This window comes from Vibrio sp. QJM3NY_21 (genome assembly GCF_057785975.1).
This window is the reverse complement of the sequence record NZ_CM173513.1, coordinates 310,000-333,574: the sequence shown is the minus strand read 5'-3', so window position 1 is coordinate 333,574 and position 23,575 is coordinate 310,000. Positions and strand designations below refer to the sequence as shown.

At 47.4% G+C, this 23,575-nt stretch carries 4 protein-coding genes, 3 tRNA genes, 8 rRNA genes and 1 riboswitch; of the genes, 2 read left to right on the top strand and 13 right to left on the bottom strand.

Going from position 1 to position 23,575, the window contains the following annotated elements; all coding sequences use genetic code 11:
* Positions 1-32: 32 nt before the first annotated feature.
* Positions 33-1,172, bottom strand: a complete 1,140-nt coding sequence (locus tag AC3CID_RS01560; RefSeq protein WP_488526858.1) for a pyridoxal-phosphate-dependent aminotransferase family protein — start codon at positions 1,170-1,172, stop codon at positions 33-35.
* 176 nt (positions 1,173-1,348) lie between these two features.
* Positions 1,349-1,526: riboswitch (Lysine riboswitch) on the top strand.
* 109 nt (positions 1,527-1,635) lie between these two features.
* Here AC3CID_RS01560 and lysC point away from each other — a divergent pair.
* Positions 1,636-3,003 carry a lysine-sensitive aspartokinase 3 gene (gene lysC, locus AC3CID_RS01555; RefSeq protein ID WP_488526857.1) on the top strand — a complete coding sequence of 456 codons (1,368 nt, stop codon included), beginning with the start codon at positions 1,636-1,638 and terminating at the stop codon, positions 3,001-3,003.
* Between the two features lie 107 nt (positions 3,004-3,110).
* Here lysC and metH read toward each other — a convergent pair whose 3' ends face one another.
* On the bottom strand, positions 3,111-6,788 hold the full coding sequence (gene metH, locus AC3CID_RS01550) for a methionine synthase (RefSeq protein ID WP_488526856.1): 3,678 nt from the start codon (positions 6,786-6,788) through the stop codon (positions 3,111-3,113).
* Positions 6,789-6,957: 169 nt separating this feature from the next.
* Between metH and AC3CID_RS01545 the strand changes: the two genes are divergently transcribed.
* The gene (locus AC3CID_RS01545; RefSeq protein ID WP_017078851.1) at positions 6,958-8,238 is read left to right on the top strand and encodes a cation:proton antiporter; all 1,281 of its coding nucleotides are present in this window, start codon (positions 6,958-6,960) and stop codon (positions 8,236-8,238) included.
* A 753-nt stretch (positions 8,239-8,991) separates the two neighbouring features.
* Here the strand turns inward: AC3CID_RS01545 and AC3CID_RS01540 are convergent.
* The 11 genes from AC3CID_RS01540 to AC3CID_RS01490 form a co-directional block, all read right to left on the bottom strand.
* Positions 8,992-9,068, bottom strand: a tRNA-Trp gene (locus AC3CID_RS01540).
* Between the two features lie 60 nt (positions 9,069-9,128).
* Positions 9,129-9,205: transfer RNA gene (locus tag AC3CID_RS01535), tRNA-Asp, on the bottom strand.
* A 67-nt stretch (positions 9,206-9,272) separates the two neighbouring features.
* Positions 9,273-9,388 (bottom strand): 5S ribosomal RNA (gene rrf / locus AC3CID_RS01530).
* Between the two features lie 99 nt (positions 9,389-9,487).
* A 23S ribosomal RNA gene (locus tag AC3CID_RS01525) occupies positions 9,488-12,381 on the bottom strand.
* 389 nt (positions 12,382-12,770) lie between these two features.
* Positions 12,771-14,325: ribosomal RNA gene (locus AC3CID_RS01520) — 16S ribosomal RNA — on the bottom strand.
* A 394-nt stretch (positions 14,326-14,719) separates the two neighbouring features.
* Positions 14,720-14,835, bottom strand: a 5S ribosomal RNA gene (gene rrf / locus AC3CID_RS01515).
* A gap of 98 nt (positions 14,836-14,933) precedes the next feature.
* Positions 14,934-17,827 (bottom strand): 23S ribosomal RNA (locus AC3CID_RS01510).
* A gap of 352 nt (positions 17,828-18,179) precedes the next feature.
* Positions 18,180-18,255 (bottom strand) — tRNA-Glu (locus AC3CID_RS01505).
* Between the two features lie 67 nt (positions 18,256-18,322).
* Positions 18,323-19,877: ribosomal RNA gene (locus tag AC3CID_RS01500) — 16S ribosomal RNA — on the bottom strand.
* Between the two features lie 425 nt (positions 19,878-20,302).
* A 5S ribosomal RNA gene (gene rrf / locus AC3CID_RS01495) occupies positions 20,303-20,418 on the bottom strand.
* 115 nt (positions 20,419-20,533) lie between these two features.
* Positions 20,534-23,427, bottom strand: a 23S ribosomal RNA gene (locus AC3CID_RS01490).
* Together the 16S, 23S and 5S rRNA genes with 3 tRNA genes alongside form the textbook arrangement of a ribosomal RNA operon.
* Positions 23,428-23,575: the final 148 nt, after the last annotated feature.

Here is a 23,575-nt window from a genome sequence, read left to right as displayed (position 1 = left end):
GCGCTTTTCTTTTGAACTTGAGTTTATTACCGCTATTTTAAAACGTCTTGCAACGCTTTTAAGCACAAAGCGACATTCTCTTTTCGAGCGCCATAACCCATTAAACCAATACGCCAAGCCTTGCCAGCCAAAGAACCAAGTCCCGCGCCAATTTCAAGGTTATATTCTTCTAGAAGTTGTGTTCTGATTTTGGCTTCATCGATTCCTTCAGGGAAATAAAGCGCATTGAGCTGCGGAAGACGACTCTCTTCATCAACCACAAACTTTAATCCTAGTGCTTCTACACCTTCTTTAAGCTCTTGGTGCATCGCATGGTGACGTGACCACGCATTATCCAGGCCTTCATTTTTCAATAAAACCAACGACTCATGCAAAGCATACAGGCTATTCACGGGTGCCGTATGGTGGTAGCTACGCTTGCCTTCTCCACTCCAGTAACCCAGTACTAAGCTTTGATCTAGGAACCAGCTTTGTACCGGCGTTTGACGCGCCTTCATCTTCTCAACCGCTCGTTGAGAGAAAGTCACTGGAGACAGTCCAGGAACGCAAGATAGACATTTTTGACTGCCAGAATAAACCGCATCGAGCTGCCATTCATCAACCAACAATGGCACACCACCTAGTGATGTCACCGCATCAACAATCGACAACGCATCAGACTGACGAGCCACTGCTGAAATCGCTTGAGCATCCGATAACGCTCCAGTAGACGTCTCTGCATGCACAAAAGCGACAGCAACAGCATCAGGGTTTTCTGCCAATGCTTTTTCTACCTTTTCAACGGAAACGGGCTTGCCCCACTCGTCATCAACAAGGATCGCTTCACCACCACAACGCACAACATTCTCTCGCATACGCTCACCAAAAACGCCATTGCGACAAACAATCACCTTCTCACCGGGCTCAATCAAGTTAACAAAACAGGTTTCCATACCTGCACTGCCGGGCGCAGAAACAGCAATAGTGAATTCATTCTCTGTTTGGAATGCATACTTAAGAAGTTGTTTCAGTTCATCCATCATCGCGATAAATAACGGGTCGAGGTGACCAATAGTAGGACGGCTTAAGGCCTGTAAAACTTGAGGAGAAATGTCTGAAGGCCCCGGCCCCATTAACGTTCGGTGTGGCGGATAAAAGCTCTCGATAGCAGTAGTGAGTGTTAAATTAGACATGTACATCCCTTACGTTAATGTTGTGAACAATCCACCCTAAAGCAAATCGATACCGTCATCAATTAGCTAAAAGTATTGAGGTCACACCAGTGTCACATAATTGTTAAAATTATTTTTTAAATATCTCCAGTTACGGATTGACATTGTTACCGCAAACACGTTCAATGAAATGGCTATCTAGCAGAAGAGGAGCACTGCCCAGGCAGATGTTTTGTGGAACCGCATTTCCAATACAAAGCATCAAGGGGGAGCAGTGCCGAGATAATAAAAGGATGCAGGACCTTTATTATCGGTTGAGCGGGCTGAATCCCGGCAACTGTCGCCATTTCTATATGGTGAAGAGCTTCTGAGGTTACTATTCTAATAATTCCTCTCTTTTTGCTCTAAATACTCTCTTCGAAAAACATCGGACGTTGGATTACCCAACCGTAATTTTATTTTAGGAAGTCGTGGGAGATATATCGTGAGTGCATCTAATGTAGCTGGTTCTTTTAATGTCGCTAAGTTTGGTGGAACAAGTGTTGCCAACTTTGAAGCAATGACCCGTTGTGCTGCCATTATTGAAAATAACTCGAATACGAAACTGGTTGTGAGCAGCGCGTGCTCAGGCGTCACCAACTTGCTGGTTGAACTAGCGAATGGTGTCCAAGACAAAACTCGTCGTCAGGAATTATTGACGCTATTGACTGACATTCATAACGCGATTCTTGATCAGCTAGCTGACCCAATTAGCATTGAAAAAGATGTGCACTGCATTCTCGATGACATTGCGAGTGCAGCCGAAGCGGCATCATTCCAAGCCAGTACTAAACTCACCGATCACCTAGTGGCATGTGGCGAACTAATGTCGACACATATCCTCGCTCAAATCATTCGCGAGCGTGGCACACCCGCTGTCCGTTTTGATATCAGAGAAGTGATGCGCACCAATGGTGACTTCGGCAAAGCTGAACCACTGTTAAAAGATATTGCAGCCTTAGCTCAACAGAAATTGATTCCACTATGCCAACAGCAAGTTGTCGTTACCCAAGGCTTTATCGGCGCCGATAGCGAAGGTAACACCACAACGTTAGGTCGTGGTGGTAGTGATTACTCAGCGGCACTGATTGCAGAATCTGTACAAGCGATTGGTTTAGAAATCTGGACTGATGTTCCGGGCATCTACACCACGGATCCACGTATCGCATCGAAAGCATCTCCTATCCCAGAGATCAGCTTTAGCGAAGCATCGGAAATGGCAAACTTTGGCGCGAAGATATTACACCCTTCGACTCTAGTCCCGGCACTACGCCATCAAATCCCGGTATTTGTCGGCTCATCAAAAGCACCAGAGCTCGGTGGCACATGGATTCGTCAACAAGTTGAAAGCTCCCCTCTGTTCAGAGCGCTTGCCCTACGCTGCAACCAAACCATGGTTACGCTACGCAGCGCTAATATGTTCCATGCTTATGGCTTCCTCGCAAAAGTGTTCGAGATCCTTGCTAAACATAAGATCTCTGTCGATCTTATCACTACCTCAGAGATCAGTGTATCACTGACTCTCGATCAAACAGATACCTCTGGTGGTGCTCCTGAGTTACCTGAAGCCGCTCGCCTTGAGCTTGAAGAGTTGTGTTCCGTAGATATTGAGCACGACCTATGCCTTGTTGCTCTTATTGGCAACAACATGAGTGAAAGCAAAGGCTATGCGAAGCAAGTATTCGGCACGCTTGAAGACTTCAACCTACGTATGATTTGTTACGGAGCGAGCCCACACAACCTGTGCTTCTTGCTTGATGAATCTGTCTCCAAGTTAGCGATTCAAAAACTGCATCAAGAGCTGTTTGAATAAAACGACGGTTGCTCGATTAGTTAAAATCACCAAACGACAGATACAAAAAGGGTTGCTCTTAAGCAACCCTCTTATTTTTACGAATCAAAGCCCGTCATAGATTCAAACTAGTTAATGTTTGGACCTAACCACTTCTCAGCTTCCAACATATCCCAACCTTTACGGTCGGCATAGTTATCCACTTGATCCTGTTGAATCTGTGCAATCGCAAAGTATCGGGCATCAGGATGTGAGAAATACATACCAGACACTGAGGCACCTGGCCACATTGCGTAGCTCGTGGTTAGTGACATGTCGATTGCTTTTTCAACGTCCATCAACTCCCACAACGTGCCTTTCTCTGTATGCTCTGGACAAGCAGGGTAACCCGGGGCTGGACGAATACCTTGGTACTTCTCGCGAATCAAATCGTCGTTAGACAAATTCTCATCAGGTGAGTAGCCCCAAATGTCCTTTCTCACTTCTTTATGCAAGTATTCAGCGAACGCTTCAGCCAATCGGTCTGCAACCGCCTGAATCATGATCGCGTTGTAGTCATCACCATTGGCTTTGTATTCATCAGCCAGCTCTCGCTCACCAATACCACCCGTTACTGCAAAACCACCAATCCAATCCGCTTTACCACTGTCTTTTGGCGCAATGTAATCTGACAAACAGTAGTTAAATCCTTTGGGCTTTTCGGTTTGTTGACGAAGGTTGTGCAGAACCTTTAACACTTCAGTACGCGATTCATCGGTATACACTTCAATATCATCGCCAACACTGTTTGCTGGGAACATCGCACACATCCCGCGAGCTTCAAGTAGCTTCTCTTTCTGCACTCGATCCAACAAATCATTCGCATCTTTGAATAAGCGTTTCGCTTCCTCGCCCACTTCTTCATGATTGAGAATTGCTGGGTACTTTCCAACTAATGACCATGTCATAAAGAACGGGGTCCAGTCGATGTACTGACGTAAAGTAGCCACATCAAAGTCCTTGAAGATGTGTACTCCCGGTTTAGCGGGTGCAGGGGGAGTATACGCATTCCAATCGATAGCAACTTTATTGGCACGCGCTCTCTCTAGCGAGACTGGCTTAGTGCGCGGCTTTTTACGGTTGTGTTGATCACGAACGCGATCGTAATCAATATCCAACTTCTCAACAAATGCAGGTTTCAGTTCGTTAGAGAGTAGAGAAGTACACACACCAACAGCACGTGAGGCATTGTTTACGTAGACCACAGGTTCAGAGTAGTTCTGCTCAATCTTAACGGCTGTATGCGCTTTAGATGTGGTTGCTCCACCGATCAGAAGAGGCAGTTTAAAGCCTTGTCTCTCCATCTCTTTGGCAACATGTACCATTTCATCAAGAGAAGGAGTAATCAGCCCGGAAAGACCAATAATGTCGACGTTCTCTTCCTTAGCGACCTTAAGGATTTTTTCACATGAAACCATCACGCCCAGATCGATAATTTCGTAGTTATTACACTGCAAGACAACGCCAACAATGTTTTTACCAATATCATGAACATCGCCTTTTACGGTCGCCAGTAAGATTTTTCCGTTAGTTGCACCAACGTCTTTGGTTGCATTAATAAATGGCTCTAGATGGGCTACCGCCTGCTTCATAACACGGGCAGATTTCACCACTTGAGGAAGGAACATCTTACCTTCACCAAAGAGGTCACCAACTACGTTCATGCCATCCATTAATGGACCTTCAATCACCTCGATAGGGCGAGAGGCATTAACACGAGCTTCCTCGGTATCTTCAACGATGAAATCAGTAATGCCTTTCACCAAAGAGTGCTCTAAGCGCTTTTCTACTGGCCAGGTGCGCCACTCTAACGCCGATTTATCTTCAACTTTGCCAACTGCACGCTCTAGATATTCAGTCGCGATATCGAGTAATCGCTCTGTTGAGTCGTCTCGGCGGTTTAGAACTACATCTTCAACGGCTTCACGCAAATCCTCAGGCACATTATCGTAAATCTCTAACTGCCCAGCATTTACGATGCCCATATCCATACCGTTTTTAAAACAGTGGTATAGGAATACTGCGTGGATTGCCTCACGAACGTAGTTATTGCCTCGGAATGAGAACGAAACATTAGATACACCACCAGAGATCATCGCATGAGGGAGATCGCGTTTGATATCTCCTACTGCTTCAATGAAATCGACCGCATAGTTGTTATGCTCATCAATACCAGTAGCTACTGCGAAAATGTTCGGGTCAAAAATAATATCTTCTGGCGGGAAACCTACTTCATCAACAAGAATATTGTAGGCATTAGTACAAATCTCGACTTTACGCTCTCGAGTATCAGCCTGCCCTAGTTCATCGAACGCCATCACGATGACTGCTGCGCCATAACGACGAACCAGTTTAGCTTGCTCGACAAACTTTTCTTTCCCTTCCTTCAATGAGATAGAGTTAACGATGCCTTTACCCTGAATACATTTCAGACCCGCTTCGATAACTTCCCATTTTGAAGAGTCGACCATGACTGGTACTTTCGAGATCTCTGGCTCAGACGCACATAGATTAAGGAATTTAACCATACACGCCTCAGCGTCTAGCATCCCTTCATCCATGTTGATATCGATGATCTGAGCGCCGTTCTCAACTTGCTCTCGAGCAACACTCAAAGCTTCGTCGTAGAGCTCTTCTTTAATCAATCGCTTAAATCGAGCAGAGCCGGTAACGTTAGTACGTTCACCGACGTTCACAAATAGAGATTCTTTGGCAATCGTTAATGGTTCTAAGCCAGATAAACGGCAAGACACAGGCAAATCAGGTAATTGACGTGGAGTTACGCCTTCAACGGCCTCAGCCATGTGACGTATATGTTCTGGCGTCGTACCACAACAACCACCAATTAGGTTCAAGAAGCCACTCTCGGCCCATTCCTTAACGTGTTCAGCCATATCTTCAGGGGAAAGGTCATACTCACCGAACGCATTAGGTAAACCCGCGTTAGGGTGGGCGGAAACGTTACATTCTGAGATACGAGACATCTCACCAACGTACTCTCGCAGTTCGTCAGGGCCCAATGCACAGTTCAATCCAAATGAGATAGGTTTAACATGACGAAGGGCGTTGTAGAAGGCTTCTGTTGTCTGCCCTGAAAGCGTACGACCTGAAGCGTCAGTAATGGTACCGGAGATCATCACAGGAAGCGTGATGCCTACCTCTTCAAAAACAGATTCAACCGCAAAAGAACATGCTTTTGCATTTAACGTGTCGAAGATAGTCTCGATAAGAATAAGATCTGAGCCGCCTTTGATAAGTGCTCGTGTCGATTCGGAGTAAGCTTCAACAAGCTCATCAAAGCTAACATTACGATAGCCCGGATCATTAACGTCTGGGGAGATAGAACACGTTCGGTTAGTTGGACCTAACACACCCGCTACGAAACGGGGTTTGTCTGGGGTCTTTGCCGTCCATTCGTCTGCCGCTTCACGAGCTAATTTTGCAGCTGTAAAGTTAATTTCTTCGCTAAGGCTTTCCATATCGTAGTCGGCCATAGCGATGGTTGTAGAGTTAAAGGTATTGGTCTCGAGGATATCAGCACCGGCTTCCAAATATTCCATATGGATATCTTTGATAAGCTTAGGTTGTGTAAGTACCAAAAGGTCGTTGTTACCTTTTAAATCACTATGCCAATCAGCAAAGCGCTCACCACGATAGTCTTGCTCTTCCAATTTATAATCCTGAATCATGGTACCCATGCCACCATCAATCAGTAAAATTCGTTGCTTCAACAGAGCGTCAATCTTTTGCCTTACATTACTTCCCACGGTACAACCTCATTCCTTTAATTATCTCTCCATCCTACCACACATTAAAAAGGAGTCTAGACGTCTAAAAGATGAAATTGATTACCAAGTCATGACAAAAAAATGTTTGCTATTTGAGCATGAGACAACGAAAATTCATATTCATACTTTGTTACATGTTGGGATCCCAATGTCGGTCTATTACACCTTATGCTTCTTGTCCGCAGCTGCCATGCTTATTGCTTTCGTGAATACCAAAATTGGTAAAATGCAGACAACCATCGCCATTACAGCTGGCTCAATGATGTTATCTCTATTAATTATCATTGCGGGACAAAACAATTGGTTCCAATTGGCTGACATCGCCTCAGAAACCGTTGCCAGTATCAACTTTGAAGATTTCCTCCTGAAAGGAATACTGGGATTCTTACTCTTTGCAGGTGGTTTGGGGATTAAGTTACCTAATCTAAAAGATCAGAAATGGGAAATAACGGTACTCGCTCTTGGCGCTACACTGTTTTCGACATTCTTTATTGGCTTTGTACTGTATGGATTCTGTCAGTTTATCGGTATTCAATTTGACCTAATTTATTGCTTACTTTTTGGTTCTCTAATCTCTCCAACCGATCCAATCGCTGTATTAGCTATAGTGAAGAAGCTCGATGCTCCCAGACGAATCTCTACTCAAATCGAGGGAGAATCTCTATTCAACGATGGTTTTGGCCTAGTGATCTTCGTTACCCTATTTACCATTGCGTTCGGTACAGAAGCACCGACTGTAGGTAGCGTGACCATGTTATTCGTCCAAGAGGCTATCGGTGGTATCGTCTATGGCTTTGTTCTAGGTTTAATATTCCATTACCTAATCAGCAACACCGATGACCACTCGATGGAGTTGCTATTAACCATAGGTATTCCGACAGCTGGTTATGCCTTTGCTGAAGTCCTACATGTATCAGGACCGTTAGCAATGGTGGTATCAGGTATCATGATTGGTAACTGGACGCGCTTTATTGGATTCTCGAAAGAGAGTGAGGATCACCTAGACCACTTCTGGGAATTGATAGATGAATTCTTAAATGGCGTCTTGTTCTTATTGATCGGTATGTCGATGTTGTTATTCAAATTCCACCAAGAAGACTGGATCTTAATGGCGTTCGCAGTACCTCTAGTGCTAAGCGCACGCTACCTAAGTGTTTTCTTGTCTTATATCGGATTCAAACGCTTTAGAACTTACAACCCTTGGTCAATCAAGATCTTAACTTGGGGTGGGTTGCGTGGTGGACTAGCTCTAGCCATGGCACTTTCAATCCCTTCAGGTATCTGGGTGATTGAAGACAAGGCAATAGATGTTAAAGAGATAATCCTCGTCATGACATACGCTGTTGTTGTGTTCTCAATCTTAGTTCAAGGTTCAACAATTACTCCGATGATAGAGAAAGCGAAACAAGCTGAGAAAGAGTTAGATTAACATCTCAAAATATTAAACTAGGCTGCCTAATATAGGTGGCCTTTTTTATACCTGATAAAAGTCAAATTCACAGCTCCCCTCACTCAAGATCTAGTTGAAAGGTATACATGAACAATAGAACTTACTTCGATATTTTATGCACTAGTACTAGAGTAATCAGAAACCTTAATGTGGATTGAACACTAGATTTGGCCAGAACCAAAATAACTACAAAGGATGTTTAATCATGATACAGACGACATGATAAACAGCGATCTTAGACAAAAATCTTGCTAGAAGTGAAGCATGCAAAGAACTCGTTCTTCTACAACACTAGCGAGTCTACCCACTAGAAAAGAGTTCCGTTGCATAAGCATTTCTTCCGGAAAAAATAATGAGACTCAAGGCCTAACAGCAATAGCTTTAGTCACTACCAGAAACTACGCAGCCAGATCAGTGCTGAACAGAAAGCTCTAGTGTTCGACTAAGTCTTCAAATACAGCAAGGTTGTATTCAATAGGTATTAAGCGATTCGACTAAATAGGGGGAGCTAAAGGAGCACTTAATACTTCTAGCGTTACATTAAAGGTGACAGGCATAAAAAAGGCTCTAGCATTTCTGCTAGGACGCGCAGTCTAGAGCCTTAAATATCGCAGGGGTGGACTGAGCCAGCACTCCGGAGATTAGACCGGGCTGGCGATCCAGCTCCCAACATTGCTCCGTAGAAGCAACAGATGCAAAAAAGCCTCAGCATTTCTGCTGAGGCTTCGTATATGGCAGGGGTGGAGAGATTCGAACTCCCAACACGCGGATTTGGAATCCGCTGCTCTGCCAATTGGAGCTACACCCCTAAAACTTTTTACTACGTCAGATTCGAAAAAACCTCGCACTAGGCGAGGTTATCGAATAAGTGGCGGAGTGGACGGGACTCGAACCCGCGACCCCCGGCGTGACAGGCCGGTATTCTAACCAACTGAACTACCACTCCGCAGTGGTCAACTCACTAAGTGAGCGTCCATATCTCCAGGTCGGTCAACCTAAAGATTTAATTTAAAGCCTGGCGATGTCCTACTCTCACATGGGGAAACCCCACACTACCATCGGCGCTATTGTGTTTCACTTCTGAGTTCGGCATGGAATCAGGTGGGTCCACAATGCTATGGTCGCCAAGCAAATTTTAAAATTCGGAAAACTGTATTTAAAAGTTATTTCTCTTCAAACGCATTCAAGGTCTGGTACATCTGAGTCCACAAAACCCCTTGGGTGTTGTATGGTTAAGCCTCACGGGCAATTAGTACAGGTTAGCTCAATGCCTCGCAGCACTTACACACCCTGCCTATCAACGTCGTAGTCTACGACAACCCTTTAGGACACTTATAGTGCCAGGGAAAACTCATCTCAAGGCTCGCTTCCCGCTTAGATGCTTTCAGCGGTTATCGATTCCGAACTTAGCTACCGGGCAATGCCATTGGCATGACAACCCGAACACCAGAGGTTCGTCCACTCCGGTCCTCTCGTACTAGGAGCAGCCCCTTTCAATTTTCCAACGCCCACGGCAGATAGGGACCGAACTGTCTCACGACGTTCTAAACCCAGCTCGCGTACCACTTTAAATGGCGAACAGCCATACCCTTGGGACCGACTTCAGCCCCAGGATGTGATGAGCCGACATCGAGGTGCCAAACACCGCCGTCGATATGAACTCTTGGGCGGTATCAGCCTGTTATCCCCGGAGTACCTTTTATCCGTTGAGCGATGGCCCTTCCATTCAGAACCACCGGATCACTATGACCTGCTTTCGCACCTGCTCGAATTGTCATTCTCGCAGTCAAGCGGGCTTATGCCATTGCACTAACCACACGATGTCCAACCGTGTTTAGCCCACCTTCGTGCTCCTCCGTTACTCTTTGGGAGGAGACCGCCCCAGTCAAACTACCCACCAGGCACTGTCCGTAACCCCGATTCAGGGGCCAACGTTAGAACATCAAAACTACAAGGGTGGTATTTCAAGGACGACTCCATCACATCTAGCGACGCAATTTCATAGTCTCCCACCTATCCTACACATGTAGGTTCAATGTTCAGTGCCAAGCTGTAGTAAAGGTTCACGGGGTCTTTCCGTCTAGCCGCGGGTACACTGCATCTTCACAGCGATTTCAATTTCACTGAGTCTCGGGTGGAGACAGCGTGGCCATCATTACGCCATTCGTGCAGGTCGGAACTTACCCGACAAGGAATTTCGCTACCTTAGGACCGTTATAGTTACGGCCGCCGTTTACCGGGGCTTCGATCAAGAGCTTCGACCGAAGTCTAACCCCATCAATTAACCTTCCGGCACCGGGCAGGCGTCACACCGTATACGTCATCTTACGATTTTGCACAGTGCTGTGTTTTTAATAAACAGTTGCAGCCACCTGGTATCTGCGACTCTCGTCTGCTCCATCCGCAAGGGACTTCACTGATAAGAGCGTACCTTCTCCCGAAGTTACGGTACCATTTTGCCTAGTTCCTTCACCCGAGTTCTCTCAAGCGCCTTGGTATTCTCTACCCGACCACCTGTGTCGGTTTGGGGTACGATTCCTTACAATCTGAAGCTTAGAGGCTTTTCCTGGAAGCATGGCATCAATGACTTCACTACCGTAGTAGCTCGACATCGTATCTCAGCGTTAATGAAAGTCCGGATTTACCTAAACTTTCCGCCTACATACTTGAACCTGGACAACCGTCGCCAGGCCCACCTAGCCTTCTCCGTCCCCCCATCGCAATTGTAAGAAGTACGGGAATATTAACCCGTTTCCCATCGACTACGCCTTTCGGCCTCGCCTTAGGAGTCGACTTACCCTGCCCCGATTAACGTTGGACAGGAACCCTTGGTCTTCCGGCGAGGGAGTTTTTCACTCCCTTTATCGTTACTCATGTCAGCATTCGCACTTCTGATACCTCCAGCAGCCCTTACAGACCACCTTCAACGGCTTACAGAACGCTCCCCTACCCCACATACCCTAAGGTACGTAGCCGCAGCTTCGGTGTATAGCTTAGCCCCGTTACATCTTCCGCGCAGGCCGACTCGACCAGTGAGCTATTACGCTTTCTTTAAATGATGGCTGCTTCTAAGCCAACATCCTGGCTGTCTGAGCCTTCCCACATCGTTTCCCACTTAGCTATACTTTGGGACCTTAGCTGGCGGTCTGGGTTGTTTCCCTCTCCACGACGGACGTTAGCACCCGCCGTGTGTCTCCCGGATAGTACTTACTGGTATTCGGAGTTTGCAAAGGGTTGGTAAGTCGGGATGACCCCCTAGCCTTAACAGTGCTCTACCCCCAGTAGTATTCGTCCGAGGCGCTACCTAAATAGCTTTCGGGGAGAACCAGCTATCTCCAGGTTTGATTGGCCTTTCACCCCTAGCCACAAGTCATCCGCTAATTTTTCAACATTAGTCGGTTCGGTCCTCCAGTTGATGTTACTCAACCTTCAACCTGCCCATGGCTAGATCACCTGGTTTCGGGTCTAATCCTAGCAACTGTACGCCCAGTTAAGACTCGGTTTCCCTACGGCTCCCCTAAACGGTTAACCTTGCTACTAAAATTAAGTCGCTGACCCATTATACAAAAGGTACGCAGTCACACCACGAAGGTGCTCCTACTGCTTGTACGTACACGGTTTCAGGTTCTATTTCACTCCCCTCACAGGGGTTCTTTTCGCCTTTCCCTCACGGTACTGGTTCACTATCGGTCAGTCAGTAGTATTTAGCCTTGGAGGATGGTCCCCCCATATTCAGACAGGATATCACGTGTCCCGCCCTACTCGTTTTCACTGATTATGATGTGTCGGTTACGGGGCTATCACCCTTTATTGCGAGACTTTCCAGACTCTTCACCTGCATCATTAAAAGCTTAAGGGCTAATCCAATTTCGCTCGCCGCTACTTTCGGAATCTCGGTTGATTTCTCTTCCTCGGGGTACTTAGATGTTTCAGTTCCCCCGGTTTGCCTCCTGTTGCTATGTATTCACAACAGGATACTTGCTTATGCAAGTGGGTTTCCCCATTCAGGAATCCCAGACTCAAAAGGTTATTACTACCTAATCTGGGCTTATCGCAAGTTATTACGCCTTTCATCGCCTCTGACTGCCAAGGCATCCACCGTGTACGCTTAGTCACTTAACCATACAACCCGAAAGGGTTTCTATTTGCTTTCACTTTAAAAAGTGAAGACAAATAAGCGTATGGCAACTAACCAAGGTTTTTGGTTGTCATCAAGAAGGGTTAATTCTTGATAACTGTTTGCCGGACTCAATTGTGAATCAAACTAAAGTTTGATTCGAATACAAGACACTTGAATGTGTTTGTTGTGTTTATCTAATGAAAGATAAACATTGAGAACTTTTAAATTTGATTGAATTACTCGTAAGTAATCAATCAGTCAGCTTTCCAAATTGTTAAAGAGCATAAAGCAAAAAGCTTTAATCAATAACTTACGTTATTAATTAAAGCTCTGGCTTTAACTAAATCTAAACCATCAATCTGTGTGGACACTCATCGTAAGTATCTTCGTATAAGGAGGTGATCCAGCCCCAGGTTCCCCTAGGGCTACCTTGTTACGACTTCACCCCAGTCATGAACCACAAAGTGGTGAGCGTCCTCCCCGAAAGGTTAAACTACCCACTTCTTTTGCAGCCCACTCCCATGGTGTGACGGGCGGTGTGTACAAGGCCCGGGAACGTATTCACCGTGACATTCTGATTCACGATTACTAGCGATTCCGACTTCATGGAGTCGAGTTGCAGACTCCAATCCGGACTACGACGCACTTTTTGGGATTCGCTCACTATCGCTAGCTTGCTGCCCTCTGTATGCGCCATTGTAGCACGTGTGTAGCCCTACTCGTAAGGGCCATGATGACTTGACGTCGTCCCCACCTTCCTCCGGTTTATCACCGGCAGTCTCCCTGGAGTTCCCGACATTACTCGCTGGCAAACAAGGATAAGGGTTGCGCTCGTTGCGGGACTTAACCCAACATTTCACAACACGAGCTGACGACAGCCATGCAGCACCTGTCTCAGAGTTCCCGAAGGCACACCTGCGTCTCCGCTGGCTTCTCTGGATGTCAAGAGTAGGTAAGGTTCTTCGCGTTGCATCGAATTAAACCACATGCTCCACCGCTTGTGCGGGCCCCCGTCAATTCATTTGAGTTTTAATCTTGCGACCGTACTCCCCAGGCGGTCTACTTAACGCGTTAGCTCCGAAAGCCACGGCTCAAGGCCACAACCTCCAAGTAGACATCGTTTACGGCGTGGACTACCAGGGTATCTAATCCTGTTTGCTCCCCACGCTTTCGCATCTGAGTGTCAGTGTCTGTCCAGGGGGCCGCCTTCGCCACTGGTATTCCTTCAGATCTCTACGCATTTCACCGCTACACCTGAAATTCTACCCCCCTCTACAGCACTCTAGTTCACCAGTTTCAAATGCAGTTCCGAGGTTGAGCCCCGGGCTTTCACATCTGACTTAATGAACCACCTGCATGCGCTTTACGCCCAGTAATTCCGATTAACGCTCGCACCCTCCGTATTACCGCGGCTGCTGGCACGGAGTTAGCCGGTGCTTCTTCTGTTGCTAACGTCAAGATGCGCAGCTATTAACTACACACCCTTCCTCACAACTGAAAGTACTTTACAACCCGAAGGCCTTCTTCATACACGCGGCATGGCTGCATCAGGCTTTCGCCCATTGTGCAATATTCCCCACTGCTGCCTCCCGTAGGAGTCTGGACCGTGTCTCAGTTCCAGTGTGGCTGATCATCCTCTCAGACCAGCTAGGGATCGTCGCCTTGGTGAGCCATTACCTCACCAACTAGCTAATCCCACCTAGGCATATCTTGACGCGAGAGGTCCGAAGATCCCCCTCTTTGGCCCGTAGGCATTATGCGGTATTAGCCATCGTTTCCAATGGTTATCCCCCACATCAAGGCAATTTCCTAGGCATTACTCACCCGTCCGCCGCTCGACGCCCAACAAATCCTCCGAAGATTCAATGTTGTCGTTTCCGCTCGACTTGCATGTGTTAGGCCTGCCGCCAGCGTTCAATCTGAGCCATGATCAAACTCTTCAATTTAAGATTTTGTGACTCAACGAATACTGACTTCAAAACTAATATTTACCGAAGTAAACATGTAATTCTAAAGCTATTACCATTCCAACAGAATGGTAATGAATTGACTGTGCCAAAATTAAGTAAACTTAACTTTGTATTGGTCACTCAGTTCATTGAAATCAAGTTTGTTACCGAAGTAACTGCTATTACCTAAGTAATAACGTTTTGATATTCATCAACGAGTGCCCACACAGATTGATAGGTTTAAATTGTTAAAGAGCTTTGCTTTCAGTGCCTTAGCACGTAAGCAGGACGCGTATAATACGCTTTCCACTTTGAAAGTCAACATAAAATACTAAGAAAACTTAGAACTCTATGGTGACTTGTCTATTAAATAGACAAAGTCGAATTTAAAGCCTGGCGATGTCCTACTCTCACATGGGGAAACCCCACACTACCATCGGCGCTATTGTGTTTCACTTCTGAGTTCGGCATGGAATCAGGTGGGTCCACAATGCTATGGTCGCCAAGCAAATTTTAAAATTCGGAAAGCTAATCTAAAAGTTATTTCTCTTCAAACTCATTCAAGGTCTGGTACTTCTGAGTCCACAAAACCCCTTGGGTGTTGTATGGTTAAGCCTCACGGGCAATTAGTACAGGTTAGCTCAATGCCTCGCAGCACTTACACACCCTGCCTATCAACGTCGTAGTCTACGACAACCCTTTAGGACACTTATAGTGCCAGGGAAAACTCATCTCAAGGCTCGCTTCCCGCTTAGATGCTTTCAGCGGTTATCGATTCCGAACTTAGCTACCGGGCAATGCCATTGGCATGACAACCCGAACACCAGAGGTTCGTCCACTCCGGTCCTCTCGTACTAGGAGCAGCCCCTTTCAATTTTCCAACGCCCACGGCAGATAGGGACCGAACTGTCTCACGACGTTCTAAACCCAGCTCGCGTACCACTTTAAATGGCGAACAGCCATACCCTTGGGACCGACTTCAGCCCCAGGATGTGATGAGCCGACATCGAGGTGCCAAACACCGCCGTCGATATGAACTCTTGGGCGGTATCAGCCTGTTATCCCCGGAGTACCTTTTATCCGTTGAGCGATGGCCCTTCCATTCAGAACCACCGGATCACTATGACCTGCTTTCGCACCTGCTCGAATTGTCATTCTCGCAGTCAAGCGGGCTTATGCCATTGCACTAACCACACGATGTCCAACCGTGTTTAGCCCACCTTCGTGCTCCTCCGTTACTCTTTGGGAGGAGACCGCCCCAGTCAAACTACCCACCAGGCACTGTCCGTAACCCCGATTCAGGGGCCAACGTTAGAACATCAAAACTACAAGGGTGGTATTTCAAGGACGACTCCATCACATCTAGCGACGCAATTTCATAGTCTCCCACCTATCCTACACATGTAGGTTCAATGTTCAGTGCCAAGCTGTAGTAAAGGTTCACGGGGTCTTTCCGTCTAGCCGCGGGTACACTGCATCTTCACAGCGATTTCAATTTCACTGAGTCTCGGGTGGAGACAGCGTGGCCATCATTACGCCATTCGTGCAGGTCGGAACTTACCCGACAAGGAATTTCGCTACCTTAGGACCGTTATAGTTACGGCCGCCGTTTACCGGGGCTTCGATCAAGAGCTTCGACCGAAGTCTAACCCCATCAATTAACCTTCCGGCACCGGGCAGGCGTCACACCGTATACGTCATCTTACGATTTTGCACAGTGCTGTGTTTTTAATAAACAGTTGCAGCCACCTGGTATCTGCGACTCTCGTCTGCTCCATCCGCAAGGGACTTCACTGATAAGAGCGTACCTTCTCCCGAAGTTACGGTACCATTTTGCCTAGTTCCTTCACCCGAGTTCTCTCAAGCGCCTTGGTATTCTCTACCCGACCACCTGTGTCGGTTTGGGGTACGATTCCTTACAATCTGAAGCTTAGAGGCTTTTCCTGGAAGCATGGCATCAATGACTTCACTACCGTAGTAGCTCGACATCGTATCTCAGCGTTAATGAAAGTCCGGATTTACCTAAACTTTCCGCCTACATACTTGAACCTGGACAACCGTCGCCAGGCCCACCTAGCCTTCTCCGTCCCCCCATCGCAATTGTAAGAAGTACGGGAATATTAACCCGTTTCCCATCGACTACGCCTTTCGGCCTCGCCTTAGGAGTCGACTTACCCTGCCCCGATTAACGTTGGACAGGAACCCTTGGTCTTCCGGCGAGGGAGTTTTTCACTCCCTTTATCGTTACTCATGTCAGCATTCGCACTTCTGATACCTCCAGCATGCCTTACAGCACACCTTCAACGGCTTACAGAACGCTCCCCTACCCCACATACCCTAAGGTACGTAGCCGCAGCTTCGGTGTATAGCTTAGCCCCGTTACATCTTCCGCGCAGGCCGACTCGACCAGTGAGCTATTACGCTTTCTTTAAATGATGGCTGCTTCTAAGCCAACATCCTGGCTGTCTGAGCCTTCCCACATCGTTTCCCACTTAGCTATACTTTGGGACCTTAGCTGGCGGTCTGGGTTGTTTCCCTCTCCACGACGGACGTTAGCACCCGCCGTGTGTCTCCCGGATAGTACTTACTGGTATTCGGAGTTTGCAAAGGGTTGGTAAGTCGGGATGACCCCCTAGCCTTAACAGTGCTCTACCCCCAGTAGTATTCGTCCGAGGCGCTACCTAAATAGCTTTCGGGGAGAACCAGCTATCTCCAGGTTTGATTGGCCTTTCACCCCTAGCCACAAGTCATCCGCTAATTTTTCAACATTAGTCGGTTCGGTCCTCCAGTTGATGTTACTCAACCTTCAACCTGCCCATGGCTAGATCACCTGGTTTCGGGTCTAATCCTAGCAACTGTACGCCCAGTTAAGACTCGGTTTCCCTACGGCTCCCCTAAACGGTTAACCTTGCTACTAAAATTAAGTCGCTGACCCATTATACAAAAGGTACGCAGTCACACCACGAAGGTGCTCCTACTGCTTGTACGTACACGGTTTCAGGTTCTATTTCACTCCCCTCACAGGGGTTCTTTTCGCCTTTCCCTCACGGTACTGGTTCACTATCGGTCAGTCAGTAGTATTTAGCCTTGGAGGATGGTCCCCCCATATTCAGACAGGATATCACGTGTCCCGCCCTACTCGTTTTCACTGATTATGATGTGTCGGTTACGGGGCTATCACCCTTTATTGCGAGACTTTCCAGACTCTTCACCTGCATCATTAAAAGCTTAAGGGCTAATCCAATTTCGCTCGCCGCTACTTTCGGAATCTCGGTTGATTTCTCTTCCTCGGGGTACTTAGATGTTTCAGTTCCCCCGGTTTGCCTCCTGTTGCTATGTATTCACAACAGGATACTTGCTTATGCAAGTGGGTTTCCCCATTCAGGAATCCCAGACTCAAAAGGTTATTACTACCTAATCTGGGCTTATCGCAAGTTATTACGCCTTTCATCGCCTCTGACTGCCAAGGCATCCACCGTGTACGCTTAGTCACTTAACCATACAACCCGAAAGGGTTTCTATTTGCTTTCACTTTAAAAAGTGAAGACAAATAAGCGTATGGCAACTAACCAAGGTTTTTGGTTGTCATCAAGAAGGGTTAATTCCTGATAACTGTTTGCCGGACTCAATTGTGAATCAATGTAAACATTGATTCGAATACAAGACACTTGAATGTGTTTGTTGTGTTTATACCGTTCTTATTAACTAAGAGCAGATAAACATTGAGAACTTTTAAATTTGATTGAATTACTCGTAAGTAATCAATCAGTCAGCTTTCCAAATTGTTAAAGAGCTTGATTCAAACTAATGAACCATTTTTAAATACTCTGATAGAAGAGAATACTTAAAGATGGTATCCCGTAGGGGAGTCGAACCCCTGTTACCGCCGTGAAAGGGCGGTGTCCTAGGCCTCTAGACGAACGGGACACTAGTATCTCTTAACTTTTCTAAACCTAATCAATCTGTGTGGACACTCATCGTAAGTATCTTCGTATAAGGAGGTGATCCAGCCCCAGGTTCCCCTAGGGCTACCTTGTTACGACTTCACCCCAGTCATGAACCACAAAGTGGTGAGCGTCCTCCCCGAAAGGTTAAACTACCCACTTCTTTTGCAGCCCACTCCCATGGTGTGACGGGCGGTGTGTACAAGGCCCGGGAACGTATTCACCGTGACATTCTGATTCACGATTACTAGCGATTCCGACTTCATGGAGTCGAGTTGCAGACTCCAATCCGGACTACGACGCACTTTTTGGGATTCGCTCACTATCGCTAGCTTGCTGCCCTCTGTATGCGCCATTGTAGCACGTGTGTAGCCCTACTCGTAAGGGCCATGATGACTTGACGTCGTCCCCACCTTCCTCCGGTTTATCACCGGCAGTCTCCCTGGAGTTCCCGACATTACTCGCTGGCAAACAAGGATAAGGGTTGCGCTCGTTGCGGGACTTAACCCAACATTTCACAACACGAGCTGACGACAGCCATGCAGCACCTGTCTCAGAGCTCCCGAAGGCACACCTGCGTCTCCGCTGGCTTCTCTGGATGTCAAGAGTAGGTAAGGTTCTTCGCGTTGCATCGAATTAAACCACATGCTCCACCGCTTGTGCGGGCCCCCGTCAATTCATTTGAGTTTTAATCTTGCGACCGTACTCCCCAGGCGGTCTACTTAACGCGTTAGCTCCGAAAGCCACGGCTCAAGGCCACAACCTCCAAGTAGACATCGTTTACGGCGTGGACTACCAGGGTATCTAATCCTGTTTGCTCCCCACGCTTTCGCATCTGAGTGTCAGTGTCTGTCCAGGGGGCCGCCTTCGCCACTGGTATTCCTTCAGATCTCTACGCATTTCACCGCTACACCTGAAATTCTACCCCCCTCTACAGCACTCTAGTTCACCAGTTTCAAATGCAGTTCCGAGGTTGAGCCCCGGGCTTTCACATCTGACTTAATGAACCACCTGCATGCGCTTTACGCCCAGTAATTCCGATTAACGCTCGCACCCTCCGTATTACCGCGGCTGCTGGCACGGAGTTAGCCGGTGCTTCTTCTGTTGCTAACGTCAAGATGCGCAGCTATTAACTACACACCCTTCCTCACAACTGAAAGTACTTTACAACCCGAAGGCCTTCTTCATACACGCGGCATGGCTGCATCAGGCTTTCGCCCATTGTGCAATATTCCCCACTGCTGCCTCCCGTAGGAGTCTGGACCGTGTCTCAGTTCCAGTGTGGCTGATCATCCTCTCAGACCAGCTAGGGATCGTCGCCTTGGTGAGCCATTACCTCACCAACTAGCTAATCCCACCTAGGCATATCTTGACGCGAGAGGTCCGAAGATCCCCCTCTTTGGCCCGTAGGCATTATGCGGTATTAGCCATCGTTTCCAATGGTTATCCCCCACATCAAGGCAATTTCCTAGGCATTACTCACCCGTCCGCCGCTCGACGCCCATTAACGCACCCGAAGGATTGTTAGTGTCGTTTCCGCTCGACTTGCATGTGTTAGGCCTGCCGCCAGCGTTCAATCTGAGCCATGATCAAACTCTTCAATTTAAGATTTTGTGACTCAACGAATACTGACTTCAAAACTAATATTCATTCGCTCTTTCGAAAAAGATTGATGAACATGTAATTCTAAAGCTATTACCATTCCAACAGAATGGTAATGAATTGACTGTGCCAAAATTAAGTAAACTTAATTTTGTATTGGTCACTCAGTTCATTGAAATCAAGTTTGTTACCGAAGTAACTGCCATTCCTAAAAATGACGTTTTGATATTCATCAACGAGTGCCCACACAGATTGATAGGTTTAAATTGTTAAAGAGCGTGTTCTCTAAAAAGAGAACGCTTTCAGTGCCTTAGCACTTAAGCAGGACGCGTATAATACGCTTTCCACTTTGAAAGTCAACATAAAACTCTAAGAAACTTAGAACTCTATGGTGACTTGTCTATTAAATAGACAAAGTCGAAATTAAAGCCTGGCGATGTCCTACTCTCACATGGGGAAGCCCCACACTACCATCGGCGCTATTGTGTTTCACTTCTGAGTTCGGCATGGAATCAGGTGGGTCCACAATGCTATGGTCGCCAAGCAAATTTTAAAATTCGGAAAGCTGCTTCTCTATTTAATAGAGCTATAAAAGTATCTCTTCAAACGCATTCAAGGTCTGTCTTTCTATTGAGTCCACAAAACCCCTTGGGTGTTGTATGGTTAAGCCTCACGGGCAATTAGTACAGGTTAGCTCAATGCCTCGCAGCACTTACACACCCTGCCTATCAACGTCGTAGTCTACGACAACCCTTTAGGACGCTTATAGCGCCAGGGAAAACTCATCTCAAGGCTCGCTTCCCGCTTAGATGCTTTCAGCGGTTATCGATTCCGAACTTAGCTACCGGGCAATGCCATTGGCATGACAACCCGAACACCAGAGGTTCGTCCACTCCGGTCCTCTCGTACTAGGAGCAGCCCCTTTCAATTTTCCAACGCCCACGGCAGATAGGGACCGAACTGTCTCACGACGTTCTAAACCCAGCTCGCGTACCACTTTAAATGGCGAACAGCCATACCCTTGGGACCGACTTCAGCCCCAGGATGTGATGAGCCGACATCGAGGTGCCAAACACCGCCGTCGATATGAACTCTTGGGCGGTATCAGCCTGTTATCCCCGGAGTACCTTTTATCCGTTGAGCGATGGCCCTTCCATTCAGAACCACCGGATCACTATGACCTGCTTTCGCACCTGCTCGAATTGTCATTCTCGCAGTCAAGCGGGCTTATGCCATTGCACTAACCACACGATGTCCAACCGTGTTTAGCCCACCTTCGTGCTCCTCCGTTACTCTTTGGGAGGAGACCGCCCCAGTCAAACTACCCACCAGGCACTGTCCGTAATCCCGATTCAGGGACCAACGTTAGAACATCAAAACTACAAGGGTGGTATTTCAAGGACGACTCCATCACATCTAGCGACGCAATTTCATAGTCTCCCACCTATCCTACACATGTAGGTTCAATGTTCAGTGCCAAGCTGTAGTAAAGGTTCACGGGGTCTTTCCGTCTAGCCGCGGGTACACTGCATCTTCACAGCGATTTCAATTTCACTGAGTCTCGGGTGGAGACAGCGTGGCCATCATTACGCCATTCGTGCAGGTCGGAACTTACCCGACAAGGAATTTCGCTACCTTAGGACCGTTATAGTTACGGCCGCCGTTTACCGGGGCTTCGATCAAGAGCTTCGACCGAAGTCTAACCCCATCAATTAACCTTCCGGCACCGGGCAGGCGTCACACCGTATACGTCATCTTACGATTTTGCACAGTGCTGTGTTTTTAATAAACAGTTGCAGCCACCTGGTATCTGCGACTCTCGTCTGCTCCATCCGCAAGGGACTTCACTGATAAGAGCGTACCTTCTCCCGAAGTTACGGTACCATTTTGCCTAGTTCCTTCACCCGAGTTCTCTCAAGCGCCTTGGTATTCTCTACCCGACCACCTGTGTCGGTTTGGGGTACGATTCCTTACAATCTGAAGCTTAGAGGCTTTTCCTGGAAGCATGGCATCAATGACTTCACTACCGTAGTAGCTCGACATCGTATCTCAGCGTTAATGAAAGTCCGGATTTACCTAAACTTTCCGCCTACATACTTGAACCTGGACAACCGTCGCCAGGCCCACCTAGCCTTCTCCGTCCCCCCATCGCAATTGTAAGAAGTACGGGAATATTAACCCGTTTCCCATCGACTACGCCTTTCGGCCTCGCCTTAGGAGTCGACTTACCCTGCCCCGATTAACGTTGGACAGGAACCCTTGGTCTTCCGGCGAGGGAGTTTTTCACTCCCTTTATCGTTACTCATGTCAGCATTCGCACTTCTGATACCTCCAGCAGCCCTTACAGACCACCTTCAACGGCTTACAGAACGCTCCCCTACCCCACATACCCTAAGGTACGTAGCCGCAGCTTCGGTGTATAGCTTAGCCCCGTTACATCTTCCGCGCAGGCCGACTCGACCAGTGAGCTATTACGCTTTCTTTAAATGATGGCTGCTTCTAAGCCAACATCCTGGCTGTCTGAGCCTTCCCACATCGTTTCCCACTTAGCTATACTTTGGGACCTTAGCTGGCGGTCTGGGTTGTTTCCCTCTCCACGACGGACGTTAGCACCCGCCGTGTGTCTCCCGGATAGTACTTACTGGTATTCGGAGTTTGCAAAGGGTTGGTAAGTCGGGATGACCCCCTAGCCTTAACAGTGCTCTACCCCCAGTAGTATTCGTCCGAGGCGCTACCTAAATAGCTTTCGGGGAGAACCAGCTATCTCCAGGTTTGATTGGCCTTTCACCCCTAGCCACAAGTCATCCGCTAATTTTTCAACATTAGTCGGTTCGGTCCTCCAGTTGATGTTACTCAACCTTCAACCTGCCCATGGCTAGATCACCTGGTTTCGGGTCTAATCCTAGCAACTGTACGCCCAGTTAAGACTCGGTTTCCCTACGGCTCCCCTAAACGGTTAACCTTGCTACTAAAATTAAGTCGCTGACCCATTATACAAAAGGTACGCAGTCACACCACGAAGGTGCTCCTACTGCTTGTACGTACACGGTTTCAGGTTCTATTTCACTCCCCTCACAGGGGTTCTTTTCGCCTTTCCCTCACGGTACTGGTTCACTATCGGTCAGTCAGTAGTATTTAGCCTTGGAGGATGGTCCCCCCATATTCAGACAGGATATCACGTGTCCCGCCCTACTCGTTTTCACTGATTATGATGTGTCGGTTACGGGGCTATCACCCTTTATTGCGAGACTTTCCAGACTCTTCACCTGCATCATTAAAAGCTTAAGGGCTAATCCAATTTCGCTCGCCGCTACTTTCGGAATCTCGGTTGATTTCTCTTCCTCGGGGTACTTAGATGTTTCAGTTCCCCCGGTTTGCCTCCTGTTGCTATGTATTCACAACAGGATACTTGCTTATGCAAGTGGGTTTCCCCATTCAGGAATCCCAGACTCAAAAGGTTATTACTACCTAATCTGGGCTTATCGCAAGTTATTACGCCTTTCATCGCCTCTGACTGCCAAGGCATCCACCGTGTACGCTTAGTCACTTAACCATACAACCCGAAAGGGTTTCTATTTGCTTTCACTTTAAAAAGTGAAGACAAATAAGCGTATGGCAACTAACCAAGGTTTTTGGTTGTCATCAAGAAGGGTTAATTCTTGATGACTGTTTGCCGGACTCAATTTACTTTTTGTTTCCAC